Here is a 25111-nt window from a genome sequence, read left to right as displayed (position 1 = left end):
CTCCTAGTCCGGGAAGCGGCGGTCGACCCCTCTCCACAGGAACTCCAGGGCGGCCGCCGCCACCGCCGCCACGCCGACCGCCGTCCACGGCATGGTCATGCCGACCAGCCTCAGCGCGAAGAACCGCTGCAGCGCGGGCACGGCCAGGACGAGCAGGAAGGCCACGCCCATCGCGGCCACCAGGGTCACCCGCCACCAGGTGTAGGGGCGGGCGATGATCGCCAGGACCCACATGGAGATCAGGAACAGGGTCAGGGTGGCCGCACTCGTCTCGGCGGCCAGCGCGCCGGACCCGGTGTACTGGTGCCGGGCGAGGAGATACGTCACGAAGGTCGCGGCGCCGGCCACCACGCCACCGGGGACCGAGTACCGCATCACCCGGCGCACGAAGTGCGGTTTCGCCCGCTCCTTGTTGGGCGCGAGGGCCAGGAAGAAGGCCGGGACGCCGATGGTCAGCGTGGACAGCAGGGTCAGGTGCCGGGGCAGGAACGGGTACTCCACCTGCCAGCACACCACCAGCACCGCCAGCAGCACCGAGTAGACCGTCTTCACCAGGAACAGCGTCGCCACGCGCGTGATGTTGCCGATCACCCGGCGGCCCTCGCCGACCACCGAGGGCAGGCTCGCGAAGCTGTTGTCCAGCAGCACGATCTGGGCCACCGCCCGGGTCGCCTCCGAACCGGAGCCCATGGCGACCCCGATGTCCGCGTCCTTCAGCGCCAGCACGTCGTTCACACCGTCGCCGGTCATCGCGACCGTGTGCCCGTGCGACTGGAGCGCGCCGACCATGTCCCGCTTCTGCTGCGGGGTGACCCGCCCGAAGACGGTGCCCGCGTCCAGGGCCCGCGCCATCCCGGACCGGTCGGCGGGCAGCTGCCGCGCGTCCACCGCCGTGCCCTCCAGGCCCAGCTTCGTGGCGACCGCGCCGACCGACACCGCGTTGTCCCCGGAGATGACCTTGGCGCGGACGTCCTGCTCGGCGAAGTAGCGCAGGGTGTCGGAGGCGTCCGGCCGCAGCCGCTGCTCCAGGACGACGAGCGCGGTGGGCCGGGCGCCGCGAGCCGGCTCGGCGTCGTCCAGGTCGCGGCGCGCACGGGCGAGCAGCAGGACCCGCAGGCCCTGCTCGTTGAGGCGCTCCGTCTCGGCCAGGGCCGGGTCCTCGGGGGCGAGGAGCACGTCCGGGGCGCCCAGCAGCCAGGTGCTGGTCTCGCCGTCGCCCTCGCTGAACGCGGCCCCGCTGTACTTGCGGGCGGAGGAGAAGGGCAGCGACTCGACGCAGCGCCAGTCCACGCTGTCCGGGTAGGCGTCGATGATCGCCTGGAGGGAGGCGTTCGGGCGCGGGTCGGACTCGCCGAGCGAGCCGAGCACCTTGCGGATGTACGTCTCGTCCGCCCCGTCCAGCGCCCGTAGCTCGGTGACGTCCATGCCGCCCTCGGTGAGCGTGCCGGTCTTGTCCAGGCAGACGGTGTCGACGCGGGCCAGGCCCTCGATGGCCGGCAGCTCCTGCACCAGGCACTGCTTGCGGCCCAGCCGGATCACCCCGATCGCGAAGGCCACGGAGGTGAGCAGCACCAGCCCCTCGGGGACCATCGGCACGATCCCGCCGACCGTGCGGGCCACCGCGTCCTTGAGGTCGTTGTTCTTGACGACGAGCTGGGTGATGACGAGCCCGACGGCCGCCGGGACCATCATCCAGGTGACGTACTTGAGGATCGTGGAGATGCCGGAGCGCAGCTCGGAGTGGACGAGCGTGAAGCGGGACGCCTCCTCGGCGAGCTGGGCGGCGTAGGCCTCGCGGCCGACCTTGGTGGCCTGGAAGGCGCCGCCGCCCGCGACGACGAAGCTGCCGGACATGACCGGGTCGCCGGGGCGTTTGACGACGGGGTCGGCCTCGCCGGTGAGCAGCGACTCGTCGATCTCCAGCCCGTCCGCCTCGGCGCACACCCCGTCGACCACGATCTTGTCGCCGGGGCCGATCTCGATGAGGTCGTCCAGGACGATCTCGTGGGTGGCCACCTCGGCGGCCACGCCGTCCCGCCGTACCGTCGGCCGGGCCTCGCCGATGACGGCGAGCGAGTCCAGGGTCTGTTTGGCCCGCCATTCCTGGACGATGCCGATGCCGGTGTTGGCGAGGATCACGAAGCCGAAGAGGCTGTCCTGGATCGGCGCGACGAACAGCATGATCAGCCAGAGCACGCCGATGATCGCGTTGAACCGGGTGAAGACGTTGGCCCGGACGATCTCCCCCAGCGACCGGCTGTTGCGCACCGGCACGTCGTTGACCTGCCCGCGCGAGCGCCGCTCGGCCACTTCGGCGCCGGTCAGCCCCGCCGGCCGGATTCCCGGCGGGGCCGCCGGGTGGACGGGGTCGAGCTCGGCGCCCGCGTCTATATGGCTCATGCATTCGACGGTACGTGCGGATCTGCCCGTTCACCTGCCGAGCGGAGCCGATGTCCGACCTGAGGAGGAGAGGGGTCCTCCGGAGGCGGTACGGGCTACTTCGCCCCGGCCGCCCGCAGCGCCGCGTCCCGCTTGATCGCCGCGTCCCGCTTGCGGACGTACCAGACGCCGATGAGCCCGAGCCCGCCGCCGGCCAGGCAGGTCCACAGCCACCAGGTGTGGCCGTGGTCGTCGAACCAGCCGTAGAAGGGGAGCTGGACCAGGAAGAGGACGAACCACACGATCGTGCCGCCGGTGATGGTGGCGACCACGGGGCCCTCCAGGGGCTCCGGCGCCTCGTGCTTGGGGGTCCACTTAGCCATGGGGCACAGCTTACGAGTCGATCGGACCCTGATCAGTTCTACGCGCGGAGATAGCGAACTCGGTCTCATACGTTCATACTGAAACCGTTTGTCTCTGACCACTTCCGCTCGTACGAAACTCCAACGAGGCTCGGGGGACCCCCGTTGGTGATGAGGTCCCGCATGTCCACCTCGGCACCCGCCAAGGTCACCCCCGAAAAGCCGGGCGGTTCGCCCGCCTACGGCCCTCTCGACCGCTACTTCAGGATCTCCGAGCGCGGCAGCTCCCTCGCTCGTGAGGTCCGCGGCGGTTTCGCCACCTTCTTCGCGATGGCGTACATCATCGTGCTGAACCCGATCATCCTCGGCAGCGCGAAGGACATGTACGGACACCATCTGGACAACGGTCAGCTGGTGACGGCGACGGCGCTGACGGCCGCGTTCGCCACGCTGCTGATGGGTGTCATCGGCAACGTGCCGATCGCGCTCGCCGCCGGCCTCGGCGTGAACTCGGTCGTCGCGCTCCAGCTCGCGCCGCGCATGTCCTGGCCGGACGCCATGGGCATGGTCGTGCTGGCCGGTTTCGTGGTCATGCTGCTGGTCGCCACGGGTCTGCGCGAGCGCGTGATGAACGCCGTGCCGTTCGGCCTGCGCAAGGCGATCTCGATCGGTATCGGCCTGTTCATCATGCTGATCGGCCTGGTCGACTCCGGCTTCGTCACCCGGATGCCGGACGTCGCCCAGACCACCGTCCCGGTCCAGCTGGGCACCGGCGGTCACCTCACCGGCTGGCCGGTGCTGGTCTTCATCCTGGGCGCGCTGCTCACCTTCGCGCTGATCGTCCGCAAGGTGCCGGGCGCGATCCTCATCTCCATCGTCGGCATGACCGTCCTCGCGGTGATCGTCAACGCGGTCGCCACGATCCCGTCCTGGGGCCTGACCGTCCCGAAGTGGCCGGGCAACCCGGTCGCCACCCCCGACTTCGGCCTGGTCGGCCAGGTCAGCCTGTTCGGCGGCTTCTCCAAGGTCGGCGTGCTGACCGGCATCCTCTTCGTCTTCACGGTCCTGCTGTCGTGCTTCTTCGACGCGATGGGCACGATCATGGGCATCAGCGACGAGGCGAAGCTGACCGACGCCCAGGGCTACATGCCCGGCATCAACAAGGTCCTGCTCGTCGACGGCCTCGCGGTCGCCGCGGGCGGTGCCACCTCCTCCTCGGCCACCACCGCCTTCGTGGAGTCCACGGCGGGCGTCGGCGAGGGCGCCCGCACCGGTCTCGCGAACGTCGTCACGGGCGGCCTCTTCGTCGTGGCGCTGTTCCTCACCCCGGTCGCCACGATGGTCCCGTCCCAGGCGGCCACCCCGGCGCTGGTCGCGGTCGGCTTCCTGATCCTGTCGAACTCCGTCAAGGAGATCGACTGGGCGGACTACACGATCGCGATCCCGGCGTTCGTGACGATGCTGATGATGCCGTTCACCTACTCGATCACGAACGGCATCGGCATGGGCTTCATCACCTTCGTGATCCTGCGCCTGGCCGCCGGGCGGGCCCGGGAGATCCCGGTGCCGATGTACGTGGTCTCGGCCGTCTTCGCCTTCTACTACCTGATGCCGGCCCTGGGCCTCACGTGAGCCGTCACGTGACCCCGTAGAACTTCTCCGTCTCCTCGACGGCGGTCTGGAACCGTTCGTCGAAGTCATCCCGAATGAGCGTCCGGACGACATAGTCCTGGACGCTCATTCCTCTTTTCGCCGCGTGGAGCCGGAGCCTTTCGAGCAGTTCCCGGTCTATCCGCAGGCTGAGCACACTGGTCCCCATGGCTAGAGGGTCGTCATATCCGGCCGCCCCATGCGTCACATTCCGGAACTGTCTCACTCATATGGGTGATCGGAGGGTTCAGTGGCGGGCGTCACGGGCAAAGCGGCGCGTCGCGGTGGTCTTTAGCCAGGGTAATGAGTTATTCTAAAGAACATGCCGGACCTTACCCATGGCGACGACGCTGCCGCCGTGAACGCTCTCCGCTCCGCCGTGATGCGGCTGTCCCGTCGGCTCAAGCACCAGCGGGTCGACGAGTCGCTGAGCCCCACCGAGATGTCGGTGCTCGGCACCCTCTTCCGCTGCGGCTCCGCCACCCCGGGCGAACTGGCCCGCAAGGAGCACGTCCAGCCGCCGTCGATGACCCGCATCGTCGCGCTGCTCGAGGCCAAGGGGCTGGTCCGGCTGGAGCCGCACCCCGAGGACCGGCGCCAGAAGGTCGTCAGGCAGACCGAGCAGGCCGAGGCGATGCTCGAGGAGAGCCGCCGCAAGCGCAACGCGTTCCTGGCCGGCCTGGTCGAGGGCCTCGACGAGGACGAGTGGGCCGCCCTGCGCGCCGCCGCCCCCGTGCTGGAGAAGCTCGCACATCTGTAAGCCGCTGACCGAGGAGGCGAACCCCTTTGAGTACGGGACCCGGAATACCTTCCGCCCCCGCACCGACCACTCCTACCACCCCCGTTTCCCGTAGGTCCTCGATGTTCAGCTCGCTGAGGATCAGGAACTACCGCCTCTTCTTCCTCGGCCAGGCCGTCTCCAACACCGGCACCTGGATGCAACGCATCGCCCAGGACTGGCTGGTCCTCGGCCTCACCGGCTCCTCCGCGGCCGTCGGCATCACGACGGCCCTGCAGTTCCTGCCGATGCTGCTGTTCGGCCTGTACGGCGGCGTCCTCGTGGACCGCCTGCCCAAGCGGCCCGCCCTGCTGGTCACCCAGTCCTCGATGGCCGTCACCGGTCTCGTGCTCGCCGCGCTGACCCTCACCGGCCATGTCCAGGTCTGGCACGTCTACGTCGCCGCGTTCGCCGTCGGCCTCGCCACGGTGATCGACAACCCGGCCCGGCAGTCCTTCGTCTCCGAGATGGTCGGCCCCGACCAGCTGCAGAACGCGGTCAGCCTGAACTCGGCGAACTTCCAGTCCGCCCGGCTGGTCGGCCCCGCCGTCGCGGGCCTCATGATCACCGGCGTGGGCACCGGCTGGGCGTTCCTCGCCAACGGCCTGTCCTTCGCCGCGCCGATCGCCGGCCTGCTGCTGATGCGCGCCCGCGAACTGCACGTGGTCGAGCGCGCGCCGCGCGGCAAGGGCCAGCTGCGGGAGGGGCTCGGCTATGTGGCGAAGCGGCCGGAGCTGATCTGGCCGATCGTCCTGGTCGGCTTCATCGGCACCTTCGGCTTCAACTTCCCGGTGTGGCTGTCGGCCTACGCGGACGACGTCTTCGACGCCGGTGCCGGCGCCTACAGTCTCTTCAACACGCTGATGGCCGTCGGCTCCCTGGTCGGCGCCCTGCTGGCCGCCCGGCGCGGCACGGCCCGGCTGCGGGTCCTGATCGCCGCCGCGTTCGCCTTCGGCGCGCTGGAGACCGTGGCCGCGGCGGCGCCGTCGTACTGGCTGTTCGCGCTGCTCATGGTCCCGATCGGGATCTTCGGCCTGACGGTGAACGTCACCGCGAACACCGCCGTGCAGATGGGCACCGACCCGGCCATGCGCGGCCGGGTGATGGCCCTGTTCATGATGGTGTTCATGGGCGGTACGCCGCTGGGCGCCCCGGTGGTCGGCTGGATCACCGACACCTACGGCGCCCGGATGGGCTTCGCGGCCGGCGGTGTGGTGTCGGCGCTCGCGGCCGGTGCGATCGGCCTGGTCCTGGCCCGCATCGGCGGCCTGCGGCTGTCGGTGGGCTGGCACCACGGCCATCCGCGGGTCCGCTTCGTCCCGCGCGAGCGGGAGCAGCTGGCCACGGCCGCCTGAGCGTCCCCGGAGGGTTCTAATCGACCCTCCGGGCCAGCACCTGCCCCGGCCAGTCGTCCGGGCCGTGGGTGTAGGTGTGCGTCGGGGTGAAGCCATTGGCCTCGTAGTAGGCGACCAGCCTGCGGTCGCCGCCCGCGTAGCAGTCCACCCGCAGCAGGCCGACGCCCGCCCGCCGGGTCACCTCGGCGGCGTGGGCGAGCAGCGCGGCGCCCGCGCCCCGCCCCTTGAAGCGGCGGTCGGAGGCGAGCCAGTGGATGTACCGCTCGGGCTCGCCGGGCGCCGGAAGGTGGGACAGGTAGGAGCCGGGCCCTTCGGTGAGGGTGAGGGTGGCGGCCGGCACGCCGTCGATCTCGGCGATGTACGTGGTGCCCTCGGCCATGGCACGCCCGACCGCCTCCACCGCCTTCTCGTGCTTCGACAGCGGCTCGGTGCCCCACTGCACGGTGCGGCCCTGTGAGACCAGCCACTCCACACTGCTGTCGAGCATGCCGAGTATCGCGGGGAGGTCGGCGGGGCCGCCCTCTCGGATGGTGATCGTCATGGCCCCATCATGCCTGCCGAGGTTCTGCCAAGCTGGAGGCATGAGACTCTTCGTCGCCGTGCTGCCACCGGAGGACGTCGTCCATGAACTGGCAGCCGAGGTCGCGAAGTTGAAGCAGCTGCCCGGCGCGGAGCGGCTGCGCTGGACCAACCGTCCCGGCTGGCACTTCACGCTCGCGTTCTACGGGGAGGTCGACGAGGGCGTCGTACCGGACCTGTCGGCCCGCCTGGGCCGCGCCGCCCGTCGCACGCCCCCTTTCCCGCTGGCCTTGCGGGGCGGCGGGCAGTTCGGGCGCGGGCAGGTGCTGTGGGTCGGCGCGGACGGGGACCTGCCGGCCATGCGGCTGCTGGCCGACCGCACGGAGGCGGCGGCGCGCAAGTCCGGCGTCGCGATGGCGGAGCACCGTCGCTATCTGGCCCATCTGACCGTGGCGCGCGGTCGGGACTCGGTGAACGTACGGCCGTACGTCCACCTGCTCGATTCGTTCGTCAGCCGGACCTGGACCGTGTCCGACCTCGCTCTGGTGCGCAGCCACCTTCCGAAGTCCGGCGCGCCCGGGGAGCAGCCCCGGTACGAGACGGTCGAGCGGTGGGCGTTCGGCGGGGCCGGTTAGGCTCGGGTACGTGGAACCGAAAACCCGGAACCGGATCATGGCCGGTGTGCTTGTGCTGATGTTCGTGGTGGTTGCCGTGTCGGCGGCGGTCGGAAAGTAGGCCGCCGCCGACACGTGCGGCTTCGGCTACCAGGCGAAGGCCTCCGGGGACGGCCCCGGGCCCGGGAAGATCTCGTCCAGGGCGCCCAGCAGTTCCTCGCCCAGCTCCAGTTCCATCGCCCTGAGCGCCGACTCCAGCTGCTCGGCGGTGCGCGGGCCGACGATCGGGCCGGTCACGCCGGGGCGGGTCAGCAGCCAGGCCAGCGCGACCTCGCCGGGCTCCAGGCCGTGCTTGTCGAGCAGGTCCTCGTACGCCTGGATCTGCGCGCGGGCCGTCGGGTCGTTCAGGGCGTCGGCGGCCCGGCCGGAGGCGCGGCGACCGCCCTGGACCTCCTTCTTGATGATCCCGCCGAGCAGACCGCCGTGCAGCGGCGACCAGGGGATGACCCCGAGGCCGTACTCCCGCGCGGCCGGTAGGACCTCCATCTCGGCGCGGCGCTCGGCCAGGTTGTACAGGCACTGCTCGCTGACCAGGCCGAGCGTGCCGCCGCGGCGGGCGGCGATCTCGTTGGCCTGGGCGATCTTGTAGCCGGGGAAGTTGCTGGAGCCGGCGTAGAGGATCTTGCCCTGCTGGACGAGGACGTCGATCGCCTGCCAGATCTCCTCGAACGGGGTGTTCCGGTCGATGTGGTGGAACTGGTAGAGGTCGATGTGGTCGGTCTGCAGCCGCTTCAGGCTGGCGTCCACCGCGCGCCGGATGTTCAGCGCGGAGAGCTTGTCGTCGTTGGGCCAGGCGGCCTGGCCGTCGGCGCCCATGTTTCCGTACACCTTGGTGGCGATGACGACCTTGTCGCGGCGGCCGCCGCCCTGGGCGAACCAGTTGCCGATGATGGACTCGGTCCGGCCCTTGTTCTCGCCCCAGCCGTACACGTTGGCGGTGTCGAAGAAGTTGATGCCGGCGTCCAGCGCCGCGTCCATGATCGCGTGGCTGTCGGCTTCGTCGGTCTGCGGGCCGAAGTTCATCGTCCCGAGGACGAGGCGGCCGACCTTGAGTCCCGTGCGTCCGAGCTGCGTGTACTCCATGGTCCACAAGCCAACGGCTTGGAGTGCGCTCCAGGCAAGGGCTTTCGGCCCTGCGCGCCCGGCGCCGGCCGGATGCGCCGGGCCGGGCGCGCGCGGGTGACGCCGGTCAGCTCGACAGATCGCCGAACATGCCGGGCTCGTAGGAGCCGCCCTGGTTGCGCGCGATCACGCCGAGCCGGTTGGCCGCGTTGATCACGGCGACCAGGTAGACCAGCGCCGCGGTCTGGTCGTCGTCGTAGTGCTTGCGCACCAGGTCCCAGGTCTCGTCGGACACGCCGTGCTGGGCGTCGGCGAGCCGGGTGCCCTCCTCGGCGAGCGCCAGCGCGGCCCGCTCGGCCTCGGTGAACACCGTGGTGTGGCGCCAGGTGGCCACCAGATGGAGGCGGACCGCGGTCTCGCCGGCCGCCGTCGCCTCCTTGGTGTGCAGGTCGGTGCAGAAGCCGCAGCCGTTGATCTGGCTGGCGCGCAGCATCACCAGTTCCTGGACGGTCCTGGGCAGGCTCGACTGCGCGATCGCCAGGCTGAGGTTGCCGAACCGCTTGCCGAGCTTGGCGCCGAGTTCGTTGGTCATCAGGTTGATACGGGGTTCCATGCCGTGGTCCTCATTCGTGGAGTCGGTGCCCGCGCCGGTCGCCGGCGCGGAGTGACGACCACGAGATGCCGGCCGGCCCGCCGGTGTGACAGCCGTGTCCGTGTGACCTGCGCCACCCGCCCCGGGTGTCACAAGGAGGCGGGGACCGGCGTCCTGTGCGTGAGGGACGGTCGAGGACGGACGGGAGCCGATGATGAGTGAGCAGGCGCGGGACACGGCGGAGCCACACGCTCCGGACGGCCGTACGGACCCGGCCACCGAGGTGTTCGTGGCCCACCGCGATCTGCTGTTCACGGTCGCCTACGAGATGCTCGGCTCGGCGGCGGACGCGGAGGACGTCCTCCAGGAGACCTGGCTGCGCTGGTCGGGCGTCGACCTCGGCACCGTGCGGGAGCGGCGCGCCTATCTGGTCCGGATCACCACCCGCCAGGCGCTGACCCGGCTGCGCACACTCGCCCGGCGCAAGGAGTCCTACGTCGGCCCGTGGCTGCCCGAGCCGCTGCTGACCTCGCCCGACGTGGCCGAGGACGTCGAGCTGGCGGACAGCGTGTCGATGGCGATGCTGCTGGTGCTGGAGACGCTCACGCCGACGGAGCGGGCGGTGTTCGTGCTGCGCGAGGTGTTCGACCTCGGCTACGACGAGATCGCGGAGGCCGTCGACAAGGCCCCGGCCGCGGTCCGCCAGATCGCCCACCGGGCGCGGTCCCACGTCGCCGCGCGCCGGCCGCGGGGGAGCGCTTCCCCGGCCGAGACCCGGGCCGCGCTGGACGCGTTCCACCGGGCGGTCGAGACGGGCGATCTGCAACGTCTGCTCGACATCCTCGCGCCGGACGTGGTGTTCCTGGGGGACGGCGGTGGTCTCGCCCAGGCGGCGCCGGTGCCCATCGTGGGGGCCGGGCGGGTGGCCTCGCTGGCCGCCGGACTGACCCGGTTCGGGGCCGCGGGGGTGCTGGAGCCGGCCGAGGTCAACGGCTACCCGGCGCTGATCCTCCGGCTCGACGGCGAGATCGACACGGTGGTGGCGATGCGCATCGACGACGGCCGCGTCACCGGCCTGTACGCCGTACGCAACCCGGAGAAGCTGTCCCGGGTCGGGCGGGAGACGGCGCTGTCCAGGTGAGGGGGCGGCTAGTCGCGGGGGAAGCCGTCGGTCTTGAGGACGAGGTCGACGACGGTGCCGGTGAGGTCGATGTCGGTGCCGAACTCGACCTTTGTCCTGGTGATGTAGTCGCCTTCCTTGGGCTGGGTGTAGACGTAGCACATGCCCTTGTACGGATCGGCGATGACATAGACGGGGACTTCGGCGGTGGCGTAGGCGGCCTTCTTCGGACCATAGTCATTAGCAGCGGTGCCCTTGGAGATGACCTCGGCGACGAACTCGACGTCTTCGTGGCGCCAGCGACCCTTCTCGGTCTTGACCGCACCCTCCCTGATGAGCGTCACATCTGTGGCGAAACCGTTGAGGCGACCCGGATAATCGATCCGGACGTCGGACTTCAGCTGTTGCCGGCGGTACTTGGAACCCAACTGCAGGATGATGTCCAGGGTGATTTCCCAGTGGGTATCCCGCTGCGGCGACATGTAGACGGTCCCCTCGACGATCTCTACCTTGTATCCCTCGGGGTCGGGCTCAAGCCGGTCGAACATCTCGTCGAGCATGCTCTCGTTGTCGTACTCGGCCATCGCGATCCTGTCTTCAAGGACGGTCACTTGGCGCTCCTCCCCGGCTGCCCCACGCACAGGTGCAGCCGCGCAGTACAACGATAGGCACCGCGGCCGGGAGACGCCGGATTTCGGTCAACTTGTTCCAGCCGCGTACGCCTGTCCGATCCCCCACGCCTCCCACATCGCCCCCGCGAACGCCCCCGCGATCCGGTGCTCGCCGCTCGCGTTGGGGTGCGTCCCGTCGTAGGTGTCGAGGTGGATGTCGTACGACTCCGGCGGCGAGGCCAGCAGGATCGGCGAGCGGGGTTCGTCCAGGTCGGCGACCGCCTTGGCGAGCAGGACGTTGAAGCGGTCCACCTGCTCGGCGAACGCCGCGTCCGACTCCGCCCGGACGTTCGGGATGACCGGCAGCAGCACCATGCGGATGCGCGGGCGGGTCTCCCGGGCGCCGGCGACGAAGGCCCGCACGTTCTCCGCCGTCTGCTCGGCGTTCGTGTAGAAGCCCAGGTCGATCAGGCCGAGGGAGACCAGCAGGACGTCCGCGCGGTGCTCGCGCACCGCCTCCCCGATCAGTGGGGCCATGTGCAGCCAGCCCTCGCCCCAGCCGGCCAGGTGGCGGCGGGGGAAGTCGGGGTCGGCGTAGGCGTACGAGGTCGGTGCCCCGGCGGCCTTGTCGTACAGTTCCTCGCGCGGGCCGACGAAGGTGAACGGGCCGCCGTACGTCTCGCACAGGTGTCGCCACAGTCGGTGACGCCAGGTGTGTTCGCCCGCGCTCCCGATCGTCATGGAGTCACCTACGGGCATGAACCTGAGCATCCGCTCATGATGGACGATCACGCGCGCGTGTGGGGTGTGAAGCCCGCCACGCCCGCTGAACCGCCCGCGGGGATGGCAGGCTTGGGGCATGCGTCGATCGTTCGCCGTCCTCGCCGGGGTGCTGCTCACCGGCGCCTGCGCGCTGCCCGCCTTCGCCGCCGGAGGTGACCGTGCCGGTGATCAGGGGTTCACCATCAAGGACCCCCGGATCACAGAGTCCAGCGGCCTGGCCGCCTCCCGGCTGCACCCCGGTATCTACTGGACGCACAACGACAGCGACGACGGGCCGTACCTGTACGCCGTGGACAGCGCCACCGGCAGGACGGTCGCCCGGATCACCCTGCGCGGCATCGGCTCCCCGCGCGACGTCGAGGCCATCTCCATCGGGCCGCACAACGAGATCTACGTCGGCGACATCGGCGACAACTTCGGCGGCAAGTGGCCGTACGTGTGGCTGTACCGGCTGCCCGAGCCGAAGCGGCTGACGGACCAGACGGTCACGGCCACGCAGTACGTCGTGAAGTACGCGGACGGGCCGCGGGACGCCGAGTCGCTGCTGGTCCACCCGAAGACCGGGCGCGTCTACATCATCGACAAGAAGGAGGACGGCGGGCACCTGTACGAAGGCCCGGCCACCCTCTCCACGTCCGGCGCGAACGTCTTCAAGCAGGTCGCGCCCGTCGACCTCTGGGCCACCGACGCGGCCTTCTCCCCGGACGGCGGACAGCTCGCCGTGCGCGGCTACTTCGGCGGCATCTACTACGACTGGAACGGCGGCCGGATCAAGCGCAAGGGGCGTCTTGAGGTGCCGTTGCAGGGGCAGGGCGAGTCCGTGTCGTACTCCGCCGACGGCACCAGGCTGATGTTCGGCAGCGAGGGCGCGAGCAGTTCCGTACAGGCGCTCGACGCCCCTGACCGGCCCGCCGCGAAGTCGCCCTCGGCGAGCGGGAGTTCCCGCTCGGCGGACGGCAAGGGCGGCGGCGTCCCGAGCCTCAAGGTGGGCGCCGTGATCGTCGCGGTCGGCGTGGCGGCGCTGTTCGGGTTGCGGTGGCTGCGGCGCGGTGGATGAACCGGCCGTACCGGGTGCGGCAGAACTCGGCGGTACTCGTCCGCCTTCTACTGACGAAGGGCGCCCGGTGTTCCTCACCGGGCGCCCTTCGTCGTCGTACTCGAGAAGTCAGAGCTTCTCGATCACGTAGTCGATGCACTTCGTGAGCGCCTCGACGTCCGCCGGGTCGATCGCCGGGAACATCGCGACGCGCAGCTGGTTGCGGCCGAGCTTGCGGTACGGCTCGGTGTCCACGATGCCGTTGGCGCGCAGCACCTTGGCGACGGCGGCGGCGTCGATCTCGTCGGAGAAGTCGATCGTGCCGATGACCTGCGAGCGCTTGGCCGGGTCGGTGACGAACGGGGTGGCGTACTTGGCCTCGTCCGCCCAGCTGTACAGGCGGGTCGAGGAGTCCTTCGTGCGGGCCGTGGACCAGGCGAGGCCGCCCTGGCCGTTGAGCCACTCCAGCTGCTCGTTGAGCAGGAAGAGGGTGGCGAGGGCCGGGGTGTTGTACGTCTGGTTCTTGCGGGAGTTGTCGATCGCGGTCGGGAGCGAGAAGAACTCCGGGACGTGGCGGCCGGACGCGTGGATCCGCTCGGCGCGCTCGATCGCGGCCGGGGAGAAGACACCGATCCACAGGCCGCCGTCGGAGGCGAAGGACTTCTGCGGGGCGAAGTAGTAGACGTCGGTCTCGGCGATGTCGACCGGGAGGCCGCCCGCGCCGGAGGTGGCGTCGACCAGGACCAGCGCGCCCTCGTCGGCCCCTTCGACCCGCTTGATCGGCATGGCCACACCGGTGGAGGTCTCGTTGTGCGTGAAGGCGTAGACGTCGACGCCGGCCTCGGCCCGCGCCTGGGGGTGGGTGCCGGGGTCGGAGGCGATGACGGTCGGCTCGGCCAGCCAGGGGGCGAGCTTCGCGGCCTTGGCGAACTTGGAGGAGAACTCGCCGAAGTTCAGGTGCTGCGACTTGTTCTCGATCAGGCCGTGGGTGGCGATGTCCCAGAAGGCGGTGGAGCCGCCGTTGCCCAGGATGACCTCGTAGCCCTCGGGGAGGGAGAACAGCTCGGAGATGCCCTCGCGGACCTTGCCGACCAGGTTCTTGACCGGCGCCTGACGGTGGGAGGTGCCCAGCAGGGACGTACCGGTGGCGGCGAGGGCGTCCAGCGCCTCGGTGCGCACCTTGGAGGGGCCCGCGCCGAATCGTCCGTCGGCGGGCTTGATGTCAGCGGGAATCTGGATGTCGGCCACGGGACGAGGTTAGCCGGTGGCGGAAAGCGAGGTGGAGACGTGTCCGTTCGATGAGACGAGATCACCGGGTCGCGGACTTGTGATGTCGTACGACGATACGAGCGGGGCTGTGGAAAAGTCTCGGTGACTGTGCGTGATCGGATGCATCCTGGACGCATGACGGATCTCTCGGGCCTTGAGGCGGAACTGCGTGGGGCCGTCCGCGGCGAGGTCGGCTTCGATGCCACCGCCCGGGCGCTGGTCACCATGGACGCGTCTAACTACCGGCGGGTCCCCCTGGGGGTCGTGGCCCCCAGAGACGCCGACGACGTGGCCGCCGCGCTGGAGGTGTGCCGGGCGCGCGGGGTGCCGGTGGTGGCGCGCGGCGGGGGCACGTCGATCGCCGGGCAGGCGACCGGCACCGGTGTGGTGCTGGACTTCACCCGGCACATGACCGGCCTGCTGGAGCTGGACCCCGGCAGCCGTACGGCCGTCGTGCAGCCCGGTCTCGTGCTCGACCGCCTCCAGGAGGCCGCCGCCCCGCACGGACTCCGCTTCGGCCCGGACCCCTCCACGCACAGCAGGTGCACGCTCGGCGGGATGATCGGCAACAACGCGTGCGGCTCCCACTCGGTCGCCTGGGGCACGACCGCGGACAGCGTGCGGGAGCTGTCCGTCGTCACCGCGCGCGGGCAGCGGCTGCGGCTCGGGCCTGACTGGGCGGGCGCCCCGGACGGGCTGCGCGAGCTGGCGGAGAGCGAACTGGCCCGGCTGCGCACGGGCTTCCCGGACCTGCCCCGCCGCATCTCCGGGTACGCGCTGGACGCGCTGCTCCCCGAGAAGGGCGCGGACGTCGCCCGCTCCTTCTGCGGCTCCGAGGGCACCCTCGGCATCCTCACCGAGGCCGTGGTCCGCCTGGTCGAGGCCCCCCGCGCGCGTGCCCTGGCCGTGCTGGCGTACGCCGACGAGAGCGCCGCCGCCGAGGCCGCCGCGGGCCTGCTGCCGCTGCGGCCGCTCACGGTGGAGGGCATGGCCGCCGACCTGGTGCCGGCCGGCGCCGGGCTGCCCGCGGGAGGCGCCTGGCTGTTCGTGGAGACCGGCGGCCGGACGCCGGCGGAGGCACGCGCGCGGGCTGAGGAGATGGTCCGCGCGGCCGATGTCGTCGCCTCCCTGGTGGTGACGGACACGGCGGCCCAGCGCGCGCTGTGGCGGATCCGGGAGGACGCCAGCGGCACGGCCACCCGGATGCCCGACGGCACCGAGGCCTGGCCGGGCTGGGAGGACTGCGCGGTGCCGCCCGCCCGGCTCGGCGGCTATCTGCGCGACTTCCGCGCACTCCTGTCGGCCCACGGCCTGCGCGGCACGCCGTACGGCCACTTCGGCGACGGCTGCATCCACGTCCGCATCGACTTCGACCTGCTCACCGAGGCCGGCATCGGCCGCTTCCGCCGCTTCTCCGAGGAACTGGCCGACCTGGTGGTGGCCCACGGCGGCTCCCTGTCCGGGGAGCACGGCGACGGCCAGGCCCGCGCGGAACTGCTGCCGCGGATGTACGGCGAGGAGACGGTGAGGCTCTTCGAGCGGGCGAAGGCGCTCTGGGACCCCGACGACCTCCTCAACCCCGGCATGCTGGTCCGCCCCGCGCGGCTGGACGAGAACCTCCGCTTCTCGGTCCTGCCCCGCCGCCCGGTCGACGTGGCCTTCGGCTACCCGGCGGACGACGGCGACTTCACGGCGGCCGTCCGCCGCTGCGTGGGCGTGGCCAAGTGCCGTACGACGACGGTGTCCGGCCCGGCCGTGATGTGCCCGTCCTTCCGGGCGACCGGCGAGGAGGAGCACTCCACGCGCGGCCGGGCCCGGCTGCTGCACGAGATGCTGGCGGGCGAGCTGATCACCGACGGCTGGCGGTCCACGGAGGTCCGGGACGCCCTCGACCTCTGCCTGTCCTGCAAGGGCTGCCGCTCGGACTGCCCGGTCGGCGTCGACATGGCCACCTACAAGGCGGAGTTCCTGCACCACCACTACGCCAGCCGCCGCCGCCCAGCCGCCCACCACACCATGGGCCGGCTCCCGGAGTGGCTCCGCTGGACGGCCCGCACGCGCACGGCTGCGCTGCTCAACGCCCTCGCGTCGGTACGGCCGTTGGCGAGCCTCGGCAAGCGGCTGGCCGGGATCGCTCCGGAGCGGGAGATCCCCGGGCTGGCGACACGGACGTTCACGGGGTGGTGGCGCGGGCGAAAGCCGGCGCGGGCGGCCGGGGGCGTGCCGGCCGAGGGCGCCGGCGGCCTGGTCGTCCTGTGGCCGGACACCTTCACGGAGCACCTGTCCCCGTCCGTCGGCCGGGCCGCCGTGCGGGTGCTGGAGGCCGCCGGGCTGCGGGTGGCCCTCCCGCCCACGCTGCTGCCGGGCCGCGGAACCCTCGCGGACGGCAGGACGGACGGCGGGAGGAGGAGGACGGCGGCCGTGCTGCTCACGGCCCGCCGGGCCCGGGTCTGCTGCGGCCTCACCTACCTCTCCACCGGCCAGCTGGACCGCGCCCGTACGGTCCTGCGCCGCACCCTGGACCTGATGGAACCGGTGCTGCGGGCGGGGGTCCCGGTCGTCGTCCTGGAACCGAGCTGCGCCGCGGCCCTGCGCGGCGACCTCCCGGAACTCCTGCCCGACGACCCCCGCGCGGCCCGGCTGTCCGCCGCGGTCCACACCTTCGCCGAGGCCCTGGAGCGGCACGCCCCGCACTGGAGTCCACCCGCCGTGGACCGCCCGGTCGCCGGCCAGACCCACTGCCACCAGCACGCGGTGCTCGGTGACACCCCCGACCGCCGGCTGCGCGCCGCCGCGGGCCTCACCGGCGAACTGAGCGGCGGCTGCTGCGGACTGGCCGGCAACTTCGGCTTCGAGAAGGGCCACTTCGAGGTCTCCCGGAGCTGCGCGGAGGAGCAACTCCTGCCGTCGGTCCGGCAGGCGCCCGACCACACCGTGGTCCTGGCCGACGGCTTCTCCTGCCGTACCCAGCTGGAGCAACTCGCCGGGATCCGGGGCCGGCACCTGGCGGAGGTACTGGCGCAGGCCCTGGACGCGTCCGAGGGAGATGCCCGGTGACCAGGGTGAGGTGACGGTACTTGGGGCATTCTCAGGTTCGCCGAACAACACCCAGCTTTTCCCAGGGGATTCACAGCGCTCCTTTGCCATTTTTGCCGTTCGGGGCGACGAGAAGCGTGTAGCTTCTTCGTTGTCGGGTTCCGGACGCGGAATTCAACCCCATCAGAAAAGTGCGACATCAGGAGACGGAAATGAGCTTCAAGAAGCTTGCCCCGCTGCCCCCCAAGCCCAAGACGAAGCAGCTCCCGCCGCCGCCGAAGCCGAAGCCGAAGAAGCACGCGCCGAAGCCGCTGCCCAAGCCGCTGCCCGGCCAGGACCGCTGATCCGACGCTGAGCCGAAAGGGGTCGATGGTGCACCGTCGGCCCCTTTTCTCGTAGCTCGCCAGAATTCCGACGGGGCGGCGAAAAGAACGTGCAGAGAATTCCGGAGGGGATGTGAATGGGTATCGATGACGGCGTGGACGCCGAATATGCGGACGTCGAATACGCGGACGCCCCGACCATTCCGGCCCGCACCGCGTTCCGTCGTTTCTGGCCGCTGACCAGAGGGCTGCGCCGCTGGCTGTTGCTGGTCTGGCTGTGCACGGTGCTCGCCGCGCTCGCCGAGACCGAGGCCATCCTGTTGTTCAGCGATCTCACCGACCACGCCCTGCAGAAGGGATCGCTGGCCGCGTTCTGGGCTCCGGCCGTGAAGTGGCTGGCGATCGCGGTGGTCGGCGCCCTCGTCGCCTACGCGGGCAACTCGCTGGCCGCGTGGGCCACCGAGCGGTTCGTGATGCGTCTGCGCGAGCATGTCTTCGACCATGTGCAGCAGTTGCCGCCGCACTTCTTCCAACGGCACCGCCAGGGCGACCTGTTGTCCCGGCTGACCAGCGACGTGGAGGCCATCGAGACGATGGTCGTGTCCGGGCTGGTCGGTGCCGCCTCCGCCGCCTTCTCCGCCCTCTTCTACGCCGTCGCCGCGTTCTGGCTGCGCTGGGACCTGGCCGCCGCCACCTTCGTCCTCGCGCCCCTGTTCTGGCTGGCCGCCCGCCGCTTCTCCGGCTCCATCAAGGACGTCTCCCGCGAGGGCCGGGTCGCCGACGGCGCGATCACCTCGGTGGTGGAGGAGTCGCTGGGGAACATCGTGCTCACCCAGGCGTACGACCGCCGGGACGCCGAGCGCCGCCGGCTGCACGAGGAGGCCGGCGCCTGGTTCCGTGCCTCCGTCCGCTCCACCCGCCTGAACGAGGCGTACGAGCAGCTCGTCCAGGTCATCGAGACGATCTGCGTGCTCGCCGTGATCGGCATCGGCGCCTGGGAGATCTCCACCGGCCGGATGACCCTGGGCCAGCTCCTCGCCTTCGCCGCCTTCCTCGGCTACCTCTACCCGCCCGTCCGCGGCCTCGCCCAGCTCGGCCTCACGATCACCGCGGCCACCGCGGGCGCGGAACGGCTCATCGAGATCCTGGACGTCCGCCCCTCGGTCACCGATCCGCGGCACCCCTCCGACGCCGGCCGCCCGGACGGCACGGTCGAGGTCCGGGACGTCTCCTTCCGCTACCCCGGCGCCGACAGGACCGCCCTGGAAGGCCTCTCCTTCACCGTCAGCCCCGGCGAGCTGGTGATCGTCACCGGTCCGAGCGGCGCCGGCAAGTCCACGGTGTCCAAGCTGCTGCTGCGCTTCTACGACCCGGACTCCGGAGACGTCCGCCTGGACGGTGTGCCCCTGCGGGACATCCCGCTGGCCCGGCTGCGCGAGTACGTCACCCTGCTCCCGCAGGAGACCCTGGTGCTGCACGACACCGTGCGCGCCAACATCGCCTGCGGCCGGCCCGGCGCCAGCGGCCAGGCGATCGAGGAAGCGGCGAGGGCCGCCGACGCCCACGACTTCATCCTCAAGCTGCCCGACGGCTACGACACCCGGGTCGACCCCCACTCGGCCCGGCTCTCCGGCGGCCAGCTCCAGCGCCTGGCCATCGCCCGCGCCCTCCTGCGCGACGCACCCGTCCTGGTCCTGGACGAACCGACCACCGGCCTGGACGCGATGGCCGCCCGCCGCGTCGTCAAACCCCTGCGCCGCCTGATGGCCGGCCGTACGACGATCATGATCACGCACGACCTCAACCTCGCCCCCGACGCCGACCGCGTCCTCGTCGTGGACCGCGGCCGCATCGTGGAGACCGGCCGGCACGACGAGCTCCTCGCGCGCGGCGGTGCCTACGCCCGGCTGCACCGCTCGCAGAACAACGCGGTCCTGGACACCGGCGAGCTGCGCATGCCGCTGTGGGAGGAGCCGCCGGCCCAGCCGCAGCCACACGAGTACGGGTATGGGTACGAGGTGTGCGCCCCCGCGGGCGCCTGGCCCCAGGCCGACTATGGGGCGTACGGGAACGTGCCCTCGTCCCTGCCCGACGGCCGCCCCCTGTTCCGTGACGAGGAGGCCTGGCCGGGCATCTGATGCCAGCATGCGGGACAGTTGCGTGAGGGGTTCACGCCCCTGACGAAGTCCATTACCCTGGACTCCGTAGTACATCGCGATGAACGAACTCGATCAAGCACCAGGACCGCCCGTGACCGCCACCCGCAGCACCACGACACCCACCCCGGTCACCCCCTTCCCAGGGCACAGCCGCCTCCGCTCGTTCGGTCCCGTCGGGCTGGTGCTGGCCGGCGGCATCTCGGTGCAGTTCGGCGGCGCCCTGGCCGTGACCCTGATGCCCCGGGCGGGCGCGCTCGGCGTGGTGACCCTGCGGCTGCTCGCGGCGGCGATCGTCCTCCTCCTGGTCTGCCGCCCGCGCCTCCACGGCCACTCCCGCGCCGACTGGGGCACCGTGCTCGTCTTCGGCGCCACCATGGCCGCGATGAACGGCCTGTTCTACGAGGCCGTCGACCGCATCCCGCTCGGCACCGCGGTCACCCTCGAAGTCCTGGGCCCGCTGGCCCTGTCCGTCCTGGCCTCCCGCCGCGCGATCAACGCGCTCTGGGCGGGCCTCGCCCTCGCGGGCGTCTTCCTGCTCGGCGGCGGAGGCTTCAGCGCTCTGGACCCCATCGGTGTCGCATTCGCCCTGGGGGCCGGCGCCATGTGGGCGGCCTACATCATCTTCAGCGCCCGCACGGGCCGCCGCTTCCCGCAGGCCGACGGCCTGGCCTTGGCCATGGCGGTCGCGGCCCTGCTCTTCCTCCCCATCGGCATCGCCGAGTCCGGCACCCGGCTGCTAAACCCCACCACCATCGCCCTCGGCTCGGCGGTGGCCCTGCTCTCCTCGGTGCTGCCCTACACCCTCGAACTCCTGGCCCTGCGCCGGCTGCCCGCCTCCACCTTCGCCGTCCTGATGAGCCTGGAACCGGCGATCGCGGCCACGGCCGGCTTCCTGATCCTCGGCCAGTCCCTGTCCGTCACGGAGGCCGCGGCGATCGCCCTGGTCATCGCGGCGAGCATCGGCGCGGTACGGACCCAGGTGGGCCGGGACACGATGCCGCCGCTCCCGGCCGAGGGGCAGTGAGTCCTGCTCCCCGGTGGCCGCGGTTCCCGCCGAGCCGCGACCTGCGCGCCACCTCGGAGGCGGTCGCCGTGGCGGTGGCCCGCACGGCGCTGGACGAGGGCATCGCCCGGACCGGTGCCCCGGCCGACATCGGGGCGGCGGTACGGGCGGCCCGGTGGGAGCCCGTGTACCCGCCGATCGCAGCGGGCTGACCGCCGGGCACCGCAAAGGGGCCGGCCGACCGTCGAGCCGGTATCCGTGGCGGCCAAATTCATGCAAGCATGCTTGATTGTTTCTACCCCCACTGCCATGCTCCCCCCATGGCCGACCCGACGCCCGTCATCGAGGACCTGCGCGCCGAGAGCGATGAACTCGACCTGCTCGTGGCCGAGTTGAGCCCGGAGCAATGGGCCCTGCCCACCCCCGCGCCCGGCTGGACCGTCGCCCACCAGATCGCGCACCTCGCCTGGACCGACCGCTCGGCGCTGCTGGCCGTCACCGACACCGACGCCTTCCAGGCGCTCGTCGAGAAGGCCCTCGCTGCCTTCGACACGTTCGTGGACGAGGGGGCCGAAGAGGGCGCGGCGCTCCCGCCCGCCGAACTGCTGGCGGCCTGGCGTTCCGGGCGCACCGCCCTCGCCGAGGCCCTGCGCGAGGCACCGCCCGGCGCCCGTTTCCCCTGGTACGGCCCGCCCATGGCCGCCGCCTCCATGGCCACGGCCCGGCTCATGGAGACCTGGGCCCATGCGCGGGATGTCGCCGACGCCCTGGGTGTGGTGCGACCACCCACCGACCGGCTCCGGCATGTGGCCCGGCTCGGGGTGCGGACCCGCGACTTCGCCTACGGGGTGCACGGACTCACCCCGCCGGCCGAAGAGTTCCGCGTGGAACTGACCGCGCCGTCGGGCGAGTTGTGGGCGTACGGGCCCGAGGGCGCCGCCCAGCGCGTCACCGGCCCCGCCCTCGACTTCTGTCTCCTGGTCACCCAGCGAGCCCACCGCACCGACCTCGCCCTGACGGCCGTGGGCCCGGACGCCGACCGCTGGCTCGACATCGCCCAGGTCTTCGCGGGGCCGCCCGGAGCCGGCCGCCCGCCGAAGGGGACCGCCCGGTGAAGCCGCTCCGCATCGGCAACTTCTCCGGCTTCTACGGCGATCGCGCGGACGCCCTGCGCGAGATGCTCACCGGCGGCGAGGTCGACGTCCTCACCGGTGACTACCTCGCCGAACTCACCATGCTCATCCTCGGCCGCGACCGGCTGAAGGACCCCGGCGCCGGATACGCCCGCACCTTCCCGCGCCAGCTGGAGGACTGCCTCGGCCTCGCCCGCGAACGGGGGGTACGGATCGTCACCAACGCGGGCGGCCTGAACCCGTCCGGACTCGCCGACGCGGTACGGCAGTCGGCGGACCGGCTCGGGATCCCGGTCCGGGTCGCGCACGTCGAGGGCGACGACCTGACCGCCGCGCACCCCGGCACCCTCGCCGCCCACGCCTACCTCGGCGGCTTCGGCATCGCCGAGTGCCTGCGGGCCGGCGCCGACGTCGTCGTCACCGGCCGGGTGACCGACGCGGCACTCGTCACCGGGCCCGCCGCCGCCCACTTCGGCTGGCGGCCGGACGACCCGGGGACGTACGACCGCCTCGCCGGTGCCGTTGTCGCCGGGCATGTGCTGGAGTGCGGCACCCAGGCGACCGGCGGGAACTACGCGTTCTTCGGGGAGGGTGACGTACGCCGGCCCGGCTTCCCGCTCGCCGAGATCCACGCCGACGGCAGCTGCGTCGTCACCAAGCACCCCGGCACCGGCGGCTTCGTGGACGTGGGCACGGTCACCGCGCAGCTGCTGTACGAGACCGGCGGCGCCCGGTACGCCGGACCCGACGTCACCGCCCGGCTGGACACCGTACGGCTGAGCCAGGACGGGCCGGACCGGGTGCGGATCGAGGGGGTGCGCGGCGAGGCGCCGCCGCCCACGCTCAAGGTCGGACGGAGCCGGCTCGGCGGCTTCCGCAACGAGGTCGTCTTCGTCCTCACCGGGCTCGACATCGAGGCCAAGGCGGCCCTGGTGCGCGAGCAGCTCGACGCCGCGCTCGCGAAGTCGCCGCCGCAGGAGGTCCGTTGGGACCTGGTGCGGACCGACCGGGCCGACGCGGACACCGAGGAGACGGCCAGCGCGCTGCTGCGGCTCGTCGTACGGGACCCGGACCAGCAGGTGGTCGGGCGGGCGTTGAGCGGGGCCGCCGTGGAACTGGCACTCGCCAGCTACCCGGGCTTCCATGTGCTGTCCCCACCCGGAAAGGGCGCCCCTTATGGGGTGTTCGAGGATGTGTACGTGCCCCATGGGGGCGTAGACCATAGGGCCGTCCTCCACGACGGACGCCGTATCCCCGTGTCGCCGCCCCAGCACACGCAGCCCCTGGACGCCGTACCGGCCCCGCCGCTCCCCGAACCCCTCCCGCCCGGTCCGACCCGCCGGGCTCCCCTCGGTCTGGTCGCCGGGGCCCGCAGCGGCGACAAGGGCGGGAACGCCAACGTCGGTGTCTGGGCCCGCACCGACGACGCCTGGCGGTGGCTCGCGCACACGCTGACCACCGAAAGGTTCCGGCAGCTGCTGCCCGAGACGCGGGAGCTGCCCGTCACCCGGCACGTGCTGCCGAACCTGCACGCCCTCAACTTCACCGTCGAGGGCATCCTCGGTGCCGGCGTCGCCGCCCAGCACCGCTTCGACCCGCAGGCCAAGGCCCTCGGCGAATGGCTGCGCTCCCGCCACCTGGACATCCCGGAGACCCTGCTGTGACGGTTCTGCAGACCGCTGTCGACCCCACCGGCCCCGACTACCGGGCCCACCGCGAGACCATGCTCGCCAAGCTCGCCGAGCTGGAGACCGAGCACGCCAAGGCGCTCGCGGGCGGCGGCGAGAAGTACGTCGCCCGGCACCGCGGACGCGGCAAGCTGCTCGCCCGCGAGCGCATCGAGCTGCTGCTGGACCCCGACACCCCGTTCCTGGAGCTGTCCCCGCTGGCCGCCTGGGGCAGCGACTACCCGGTCGGCGCCTCCCTCGTCACCGGCATCGGCGTGGTCGAGGGCGTGGAGTGCCTGATCACCGCCAACGATCCGACCGTACGCGGCGGCGCCAGCAACCCCTGGAGTCTGAAAAAGGCCCTGCGCGCCAACGACATCGCCCTCGCCAACCGGCTGCCCTGCATCAGCCTGGTGGAGTCGGGCGGCGCCGACCTGCCGTCCCAGAAGGAGATCTTCATCCCGGGCGGGGCGATCTTCCGCGACCTGACCCGGCTCTCCGCCGCCGGCATCCCGACCATCGCCGTCGTCTTCGGCAACTCCACCGCCGGCGGCGCCTACATCCCCGGCATGTCCGACCACGTGATCATGGTCAAGGAGCGGGCGAAGGTGTTCCTCGGCGGGCCGCCGCTGGTGAAGATGGCGACCGGCGAGGAGAGCGACGACGAGTCGCTGGGCGGCGCCGAGATGCACGCGCGCGTGTCGGGCCTCGCCGACTACTTCGCCGTCGACGAGCGGGACGCCCTGCGCCAGGCCCGCCGCGTCGTGGCCCGGCTGGGCCATCGCAAGGCGTACCCGGACCCCGCCCCTGCCGAGCCGCCCAAGTACGACCCGGACGAGCTGCTCGGCATCGTCCCCGGCGACCTCAGGACCCCCTTCGACCCGCGCGAGGTGATCGCCCGGATCGTGGACGGCTCCGACTTCGACGAGTTCAAGCCGCTGTACGGCACGAGCCTTGTCACCGGCTGGGCGAGCCTGCACGGCTACCCCGTCGGCATCCTGGCGAACGCGCAGGGCGTCCTGTTCAGCGCGGAGTCGCAGAAGGCCGCCCAGTTCATCCAGCTCGCCAACCAGCGCGACATCCCGCTGCTCTTCCTGCACAACACCACCGGCTACATGGTCGGCAAGGAGTACGAGCAGGGCGGGATCATCAAGCACGGCGCGATGATGATCAACGCGGTGAGCAACAGCAGGGTCCCGCACCTGTCGGTCCTCATGGGCGCCTCGTACGGCGCCGGGCACTACGGCATGTGCGGCCGGGCCTACGACCCCCGCTTCCTGTTCGCCTGGCCCAGCGCCAAGTCCGCCGTCATGGGCCCGCAGCAGCTCGCCGGCGTGCTCTCGATCGTCGCCCGGCAGTCGGCGGCGGCGAAGGGGCAGCCGTACGACGAGGACGCGGACGCGGCCCTGCGCGCGATGGTGGAGCAGCAGATCGAGTCCGAGTCGCTGCCCCTGTTCCTGTCCGGGCGGCTGTACGACGACGGCGTCATCGACCCGCGCGACACCCGCACCGTTCTCGGCCTGTGCCTCTCCGCCCTCCACACCGCGCCCTACGAGGGCGCGCGCGGCGGCTTCGGCGTCTTCCGGATGTGAGGGATCAC

General features: G+C 71.7%; 23 protein-coding genes. 14 read left to right on the top strand and 9 right to left on the bottom strand.

Going from position 1 to position 25111, the window contains the following annotated elements; genetic code table 11:
* Positions 1-3 precede the first annotated feature (3 nt).
* Both ABZ937_RS11030 and ABZ937_RS11025 read right to left on the bottom strand, forming a co-directional pair.
* Positions 4-2400: an HAD-IC family P-type ATPase gene (locus ABZ937_RS11030; protein ID WP_361688923.1), complete on the bottom strand. Its 2397-nt coding sequence runs from the start codon at positions 2398-2400 to the stop codon at positions 4-6.
* Positions 2401-2495: 95 nt separating this feature from the next.
* Positions 2496-2762, bottom strand: a complete 267-nt coding sequence (locus ABZ937_RS11025; RefSeq protein WP_361688920.1) for a DUF2530 domain-containing protein — start codon at positions 2760-2762, stop codon at positions 2496-2498.
* A gap of 162 nt (positions 2763-2924) precedes the next feature.
* Here ABZ937_RS11025 and ABZ937_RS11020 point away from each other — a divergent pair, with 162 nt between their 5' ends.
* A complete protein-coding gene (locus ABZ937_RS11020; RefSeq protein ID WP_361688917.1) occupies positions 2925-4373 on the top strand; it encodes an NCS2 family permease in 1449 nt (482 codons plus the stop codon).
* 4 nt (positions 4374-4377) lie between these two features.
* On the opposite strand, the gene ABZ937_RS11015 is transcribed toward ABZ937_RS11020, so the two are convergent.
* Positions 4378-4560, bottom strand: coding sequence for a ribbon-helix-helix protein, CopG family (locus ABZ937_RS11015; protein ID WP_361688914.1), 183 nt, complete (start codon positions 4558-4560; stop codon positions 4378-4380).
* Between the two features lie 153 nt (positions 4561-4713).
* Here ABZ937_RS11015 and ABZ937_RS11010 point away from each other — a divergent pair, with 153 nt between their 5' ends.
* Together ABZ937_RS11010 and ABZ937_RS11005 are read left to right on the top strand one after the other, a co-directional pair.
* A complete protein-coding gene (locus ABZ937_RS11010; protein ID WP_361688911.1) occupies positions 4714-5151 on the top strand; it encodes a MarR family transcriptional regulator in 438 nt (145 codons plus the stop codon).
* Between the two features lie 101 nt (positions 5152-5252).
* Positions 5253-6524, top strand: coding sequence for an MFS transporter (locus ABZ937_RS11005; RefSeq protein ID WP_361688908.1), 1272 nt, complete (start codon positions 5253-5255; stop codon positions 6522-6524).
* 16 nt (positions 6525-6540) lie between these two features.
* On the opposite strand, the gene ABZ937_RS11000 is transcribed toward ABZ937_RS11005, so the two are convergent.
* A complete protein-coding gene (locus tag ABZ937_RS11000) occupies positions 6541-7065 on the bottom strand; it encodes a GNAT family N-acetyltransferase (protein ID WP_361688905.1) in 525 nt (174 codons plus the stop codon).
* Positions 7066-7105: 40 nt separating this feature from the next.
* Here ABZ937_RS11000 and thpR point away from each other — a divergent pair, with 40 nt between their 5' ends.
* Positions 7106-7678, top strand: coding sequence for an RNA 2',3'-cyclic phosphodiesterase (thpR, locus tag ABZ937_RS10995; protein WP_361688902.1), 573 nt, complete (start codon positions 7106-7108; stop codon positions 7676-7678).
* Between the two features lie 126 nt (positions 7679-7804).
* Here thpR and ABZ937_RS10990 read toward each other — a convergent pair whose 3' ends face one another.
* Together ABZ937_RS10990 and ABZ937_RS10985 are read right to left on the bottom strand one after the other, a co-directional pair.
* Positions 7805-8800, bottom strand: coding sequence for an aldo/keto reductase (locus ABZ937_RS10990; RefSeq protein WP_361688899.1), 996 nt, complete (start codon positions 8798-8800; stop codon positions 7805-7807).
* A 106-nt stretch (positions 8801-8906) separates the two neighbouring features.
* Positions 8907-9392: a carboxymuconolactone decarboxylase family protein gene (locus tag ABZ937_RS10985; protein WP_361688896.1), complete on the bottom strand. Its 486-nt coding sequence runs from the start codon at positions 9390-9392 to the stop codon at positions 8907-8909.
* 193 nt (positions 9393-9585) lie between these two features.
* Here ABZ937_RS10985 and ABZ937_RS10980 point away from each other — a divergent pair, with 193 nt between their 5' ends.
* On the top strand, positions 9586-10512 hold the full coding sequence (locus ABZ937_RS10980; RefSeq protein WP_361689448.1) for an RNA polymerase sigma-70 factor: 927 nt from the start codon (positions 9586-9588) through the stop codon (positions 10510-10512).
* 8 nt (positions 10513-10520) lie between these two features.
* On the opposite strand, the gene ABZ937_RS10975 is transcribed toward ABZ937_RS10980, so the two are convergent.
* On the bottom strand, positions 10521-11102 hold the full coding sequence (locus tag ABZ937_RS10975; protein WP_361688893.1) for a Uma2 family endonuclease: 582 nt from the start codon (positions 11100-11102) through the stop codon (positions 10521-10523).
* An 87-nt stretch (positions 11103-11189) separates the two neighbouring features.
* The gene (locus ABZ937_RS10970; protein ID WP_361688890.1) at positions 11190-11873 is read right to left on the bottom strand and encodes an SGNH/GDSL hydrolase family protein; all 684 of its coding nucleotides are present in this window, start codon (positions 11871-11873) and stop codon (positions 11190-11192) included.
* Positions 11874-11961: 88 nt separating this feature from the next.
* Here ABZ937_RS10970 and ABZ937_RS10965 point away from each other — a divergent pair, with 88 nt between their 5' ends.
* The gene (locus tag ABZ937_RS10965; RefSeq protein WP_361688887.1) at positions 11962-12942 is read left to right on the top strand and encodes a WD40 repeat domain-containing protein; all 981 of its coding nucleotides are present in this window, start codon (positions 11962-11964) and stop codon (positions 12940-12942) included.
* Positions 12943-13050: 108 nt separating this feature from the next.
* Here ABZ937_RS10965 and serC read toward each other — a convergent pair whose 3' ends face one another.
* Entirely contained in the window at positions 13051-14169 is a 1119-nt protein-coding gene (serC, locus tag ABZ937_RS10960; protein WP_361688884.1) for a phosphoserine transaminase, read from the bottom strand.
* Between the two features lie 156 nt (positions 14170-14325).
* On the opposite strand from serC, the gene ABZ937_RS10955 reads away from it, so the two are divergent.
* The 8 genes from ABZ937_RS10955 to ABZ937_RS10920 all read left to right on the top strand — a co-directional run bounded on the left by ABZ937_RS10955 (position 14326) and on the right by ABZ937_RS10920 (position 25103).
* Positions 14326-17247: an FAD-binding and (Fe-S)-binding domain-containing protein gene (locus tag ABZ937_RS10955; protein WP_361688881.1), complete on the top strand. Its 2922-nt coding sequence runs from the start codon at positions 14326-14328 to the stop codon at positions 17245-17247.
* A gap of 191 nt (positions 17248-17438) precedes the next feature.
* Positions 17439-17570 carry a hypothetical protein gene (locus ABZ937_RS10950; RefSeq protein ID WP_361688878.1) on the top strand — a complete coding sequence of 44 codons (132 nt, stop codon included), beginning with the start codon at positions 17439-17441 and terminating at the stop codon, positions 17568-17570.
* A 116-nt stretch (positions 17571-17686) separates the two neighbouring features.
* Positions 17687-19687 (top strand): ABC transporter ATP-binding protein, encoded by a 2001-nt coding sequence (locus ABZ937_RS10945; RefSeq protein WP_361688875.1) that lies wholly within the window; start codon positions 17687-17689, stop codon positions 19685-19687.
* A gap of 112 nt (positions 19688-19799) precedes the next feature.
* On the top strand, positions 19800-20732 hold the full coding sequence (locus ABZ937_RS10940) for an EamA family transporter (protein WP_361688873.1): 933 nt from the start codon (positions 19800-19802) through the stop codon (positions 20730-20732).
* Entirely contained in the window at positions 20729-20923 is a 195-nt protein-coding gene (locus tag ABZ937_RS10935; protein ID WP_361688870.1) for a hypothetical protein, read from the top strand. Before ABZ937_RS10940 ends, ABZ937_RS10935 begins: the two co-directional genes overlap by 4 nt.
* Before the next feature lie 108 nt (positions 20924-21031).
* Positions 21032-21826, top strand: a complete 795-nt coding sequence (locus tag ABZ937_RS10930) for a TIGR03084 family metal-binding protein (protein WP_361688867.1) — start codon at positions 21032-21034, stop codon at positions 21824-21826.
* Positions 21823-23508: an acyclic terpene utilization AtuA family protein gene (locus tag ABZ937_RS10925; protein ID WP_361688864.1), complete on the top strand. Its 1686-nt coding sequence runs from the start codon at positions 21823-21825 to the stop codon at positions 23506-23508. Before ABZ937_RS10930 ends, ABZ937_RS10925 begins: the two co-directional genes overlap by 4 nt.
* Positions 23505-25103, top strand: coding sequence for a carboxyl transferase domain-containing protein (locus tag ABZ937_RS10920; protein ID WP_361688861.1), 1599 nt, complete (start codon positions 23505-23507; stop codon positions 25101-25103). The genes ABZ937_RS10925 and ABZ937_RS10920 overlap by 4 nt, the downstream gene beginning before the upstream one ends.
* Positions 25104-25111 lie beyond the last annotated feature (8 nt).

This window comes from Streptomyces sp. NPDC046727 (genome assembly GCF_040645635.1).
Classification (GTDB): domain Bacteria; phylum Actinomycetota; class Actinomycetes; order Streptomycetales; family Streptomycetaceae; genus Streptomyces.
Note: the sequence above shows the minus strand (reverse complement) of the source record. Positions and strands in the feature narration are given on the sequence as shown.

Bases quoted from the DNA above. Each gene is read 5' to 3' on its own strand.
- ABZ937_RS11015 (WP_361688914.1), bottom strand. From the start codon at position 4,560: ATGGGGACCAGTGTGCTCAGCCTGCGGATAGACCGGGAACTGCTCGAA.
- ABZ937_RS10930 (WP_361688867.1), top strand. From the start codon at position 21,032: ATGGCCGACCCGACGCCCGTCATCGAGGACCTGCGCGCCGAGAGCGAT.
- ABZ937_RS10970 (WP_361688890.1), bottom strand. From the start codon at position 11,873: ATGCTCAGGTTCATGCCCGTAGGTGACTCCATGACGATCGGGAGCGCG.
- ABZ937_RS11025 (WP_361688920.1), bottom strand. From the start codon at position 2,762: ATGGCTAAGTGGACCCCCAAGCACGAGGCGCCGGAGCCCCTGGAGGGC.
- ABZ937_RS10950 (WP_361688878.1), top strand. From the start codon at position 17,439: ATGAGCTTCAAGAAGCTTGCCCCGCTGCCCCCCAAGCCCAAGACGAAG.
- ABZ937_RS11000 (WP_361688905.1), bottom strand. From the start codon at position 7,065: ATGACGATCACCATCCGAGAGGGCGGCCCCGCCGACCTCCCCGCGATA.
- ABZ937_RS11030 (WP_361688923.1), bottom strand. From the start codon at position 2,400: ATGAGCCATATAGACGCGGGCGCCGAGCTCGACCCCGTCCACCCGGCG.
- ABZ937_RS10985 (WP_361688896.1), bottom strand. From the start codon at position 9,392: ATGGAACCCCGTATCAACCTGATGACCAACGAACTCGGCGCCAAGCTC.
- ABZ937_RS11005 (WP_361688908.1), top strand. From the start codon at position 5,253: ATGTTCAGCTCGCTGAGGATCAGGAACTACCGCCTCTTCTTCCTCGGC.
- ABZ937_RS11020 (WP_361688917.1), top strand. From the start codon at position 2,925: ATGTCCACCTCGGCACCCGCCAAGGTCACCCCCGAAAAGCCGGGCGGT.
- ABZ937_RS10990 (WP_361688899.1), bottom strand. From the start codon at position 8,800: ATGGAGTACACGCAGCTCGGACGCACGGGACTCAAGGTCGGCCGCCTC.
- ABZ937_RS10955 (WP_361688881.1), top strand. From the start codon at position 14,326: ATGACGGATCTCTCGGGCCTTGAGGCGGAACTGCGTGGGGCCGTCCGC.
- ABZ937_RS10980 (WP_361689448.1), top strand. From the start codon at position 9,586: ATGAGTGAGCAGGCGCGGGACACGGCGGAGCCACACGCTCCGGACGGC.
- ABZ937_RS11010 (WP_361688911.1), top strand. From the start codon at position 4,714: ATGCCGGACCTTACCCATGGCGACGACGCTGCCGCCGTGAACGCTCTC.
- ABZ937_RS10965 (WP_361688887.1), top strand. From the start codon at position 11,962: ATGCGTCGATCGTTCGCCGTCCTCGCCGGGGTGCTGCTCACCGGCGCC.
- thpR (WP_361688902.1), top strand. From the start codon at position 7,106: ATGAGACTCTTCGTCGCCGTGCTGCCACCGGAGGACGTCGTCCATGAA.
- ABZ937_RS10945 (WP_361688875.1), top strand. From the start codon at position 17,687: ATGGGTATCGATGACGGCGTGGACGCCGAATATGCGGACGTCGAATAC.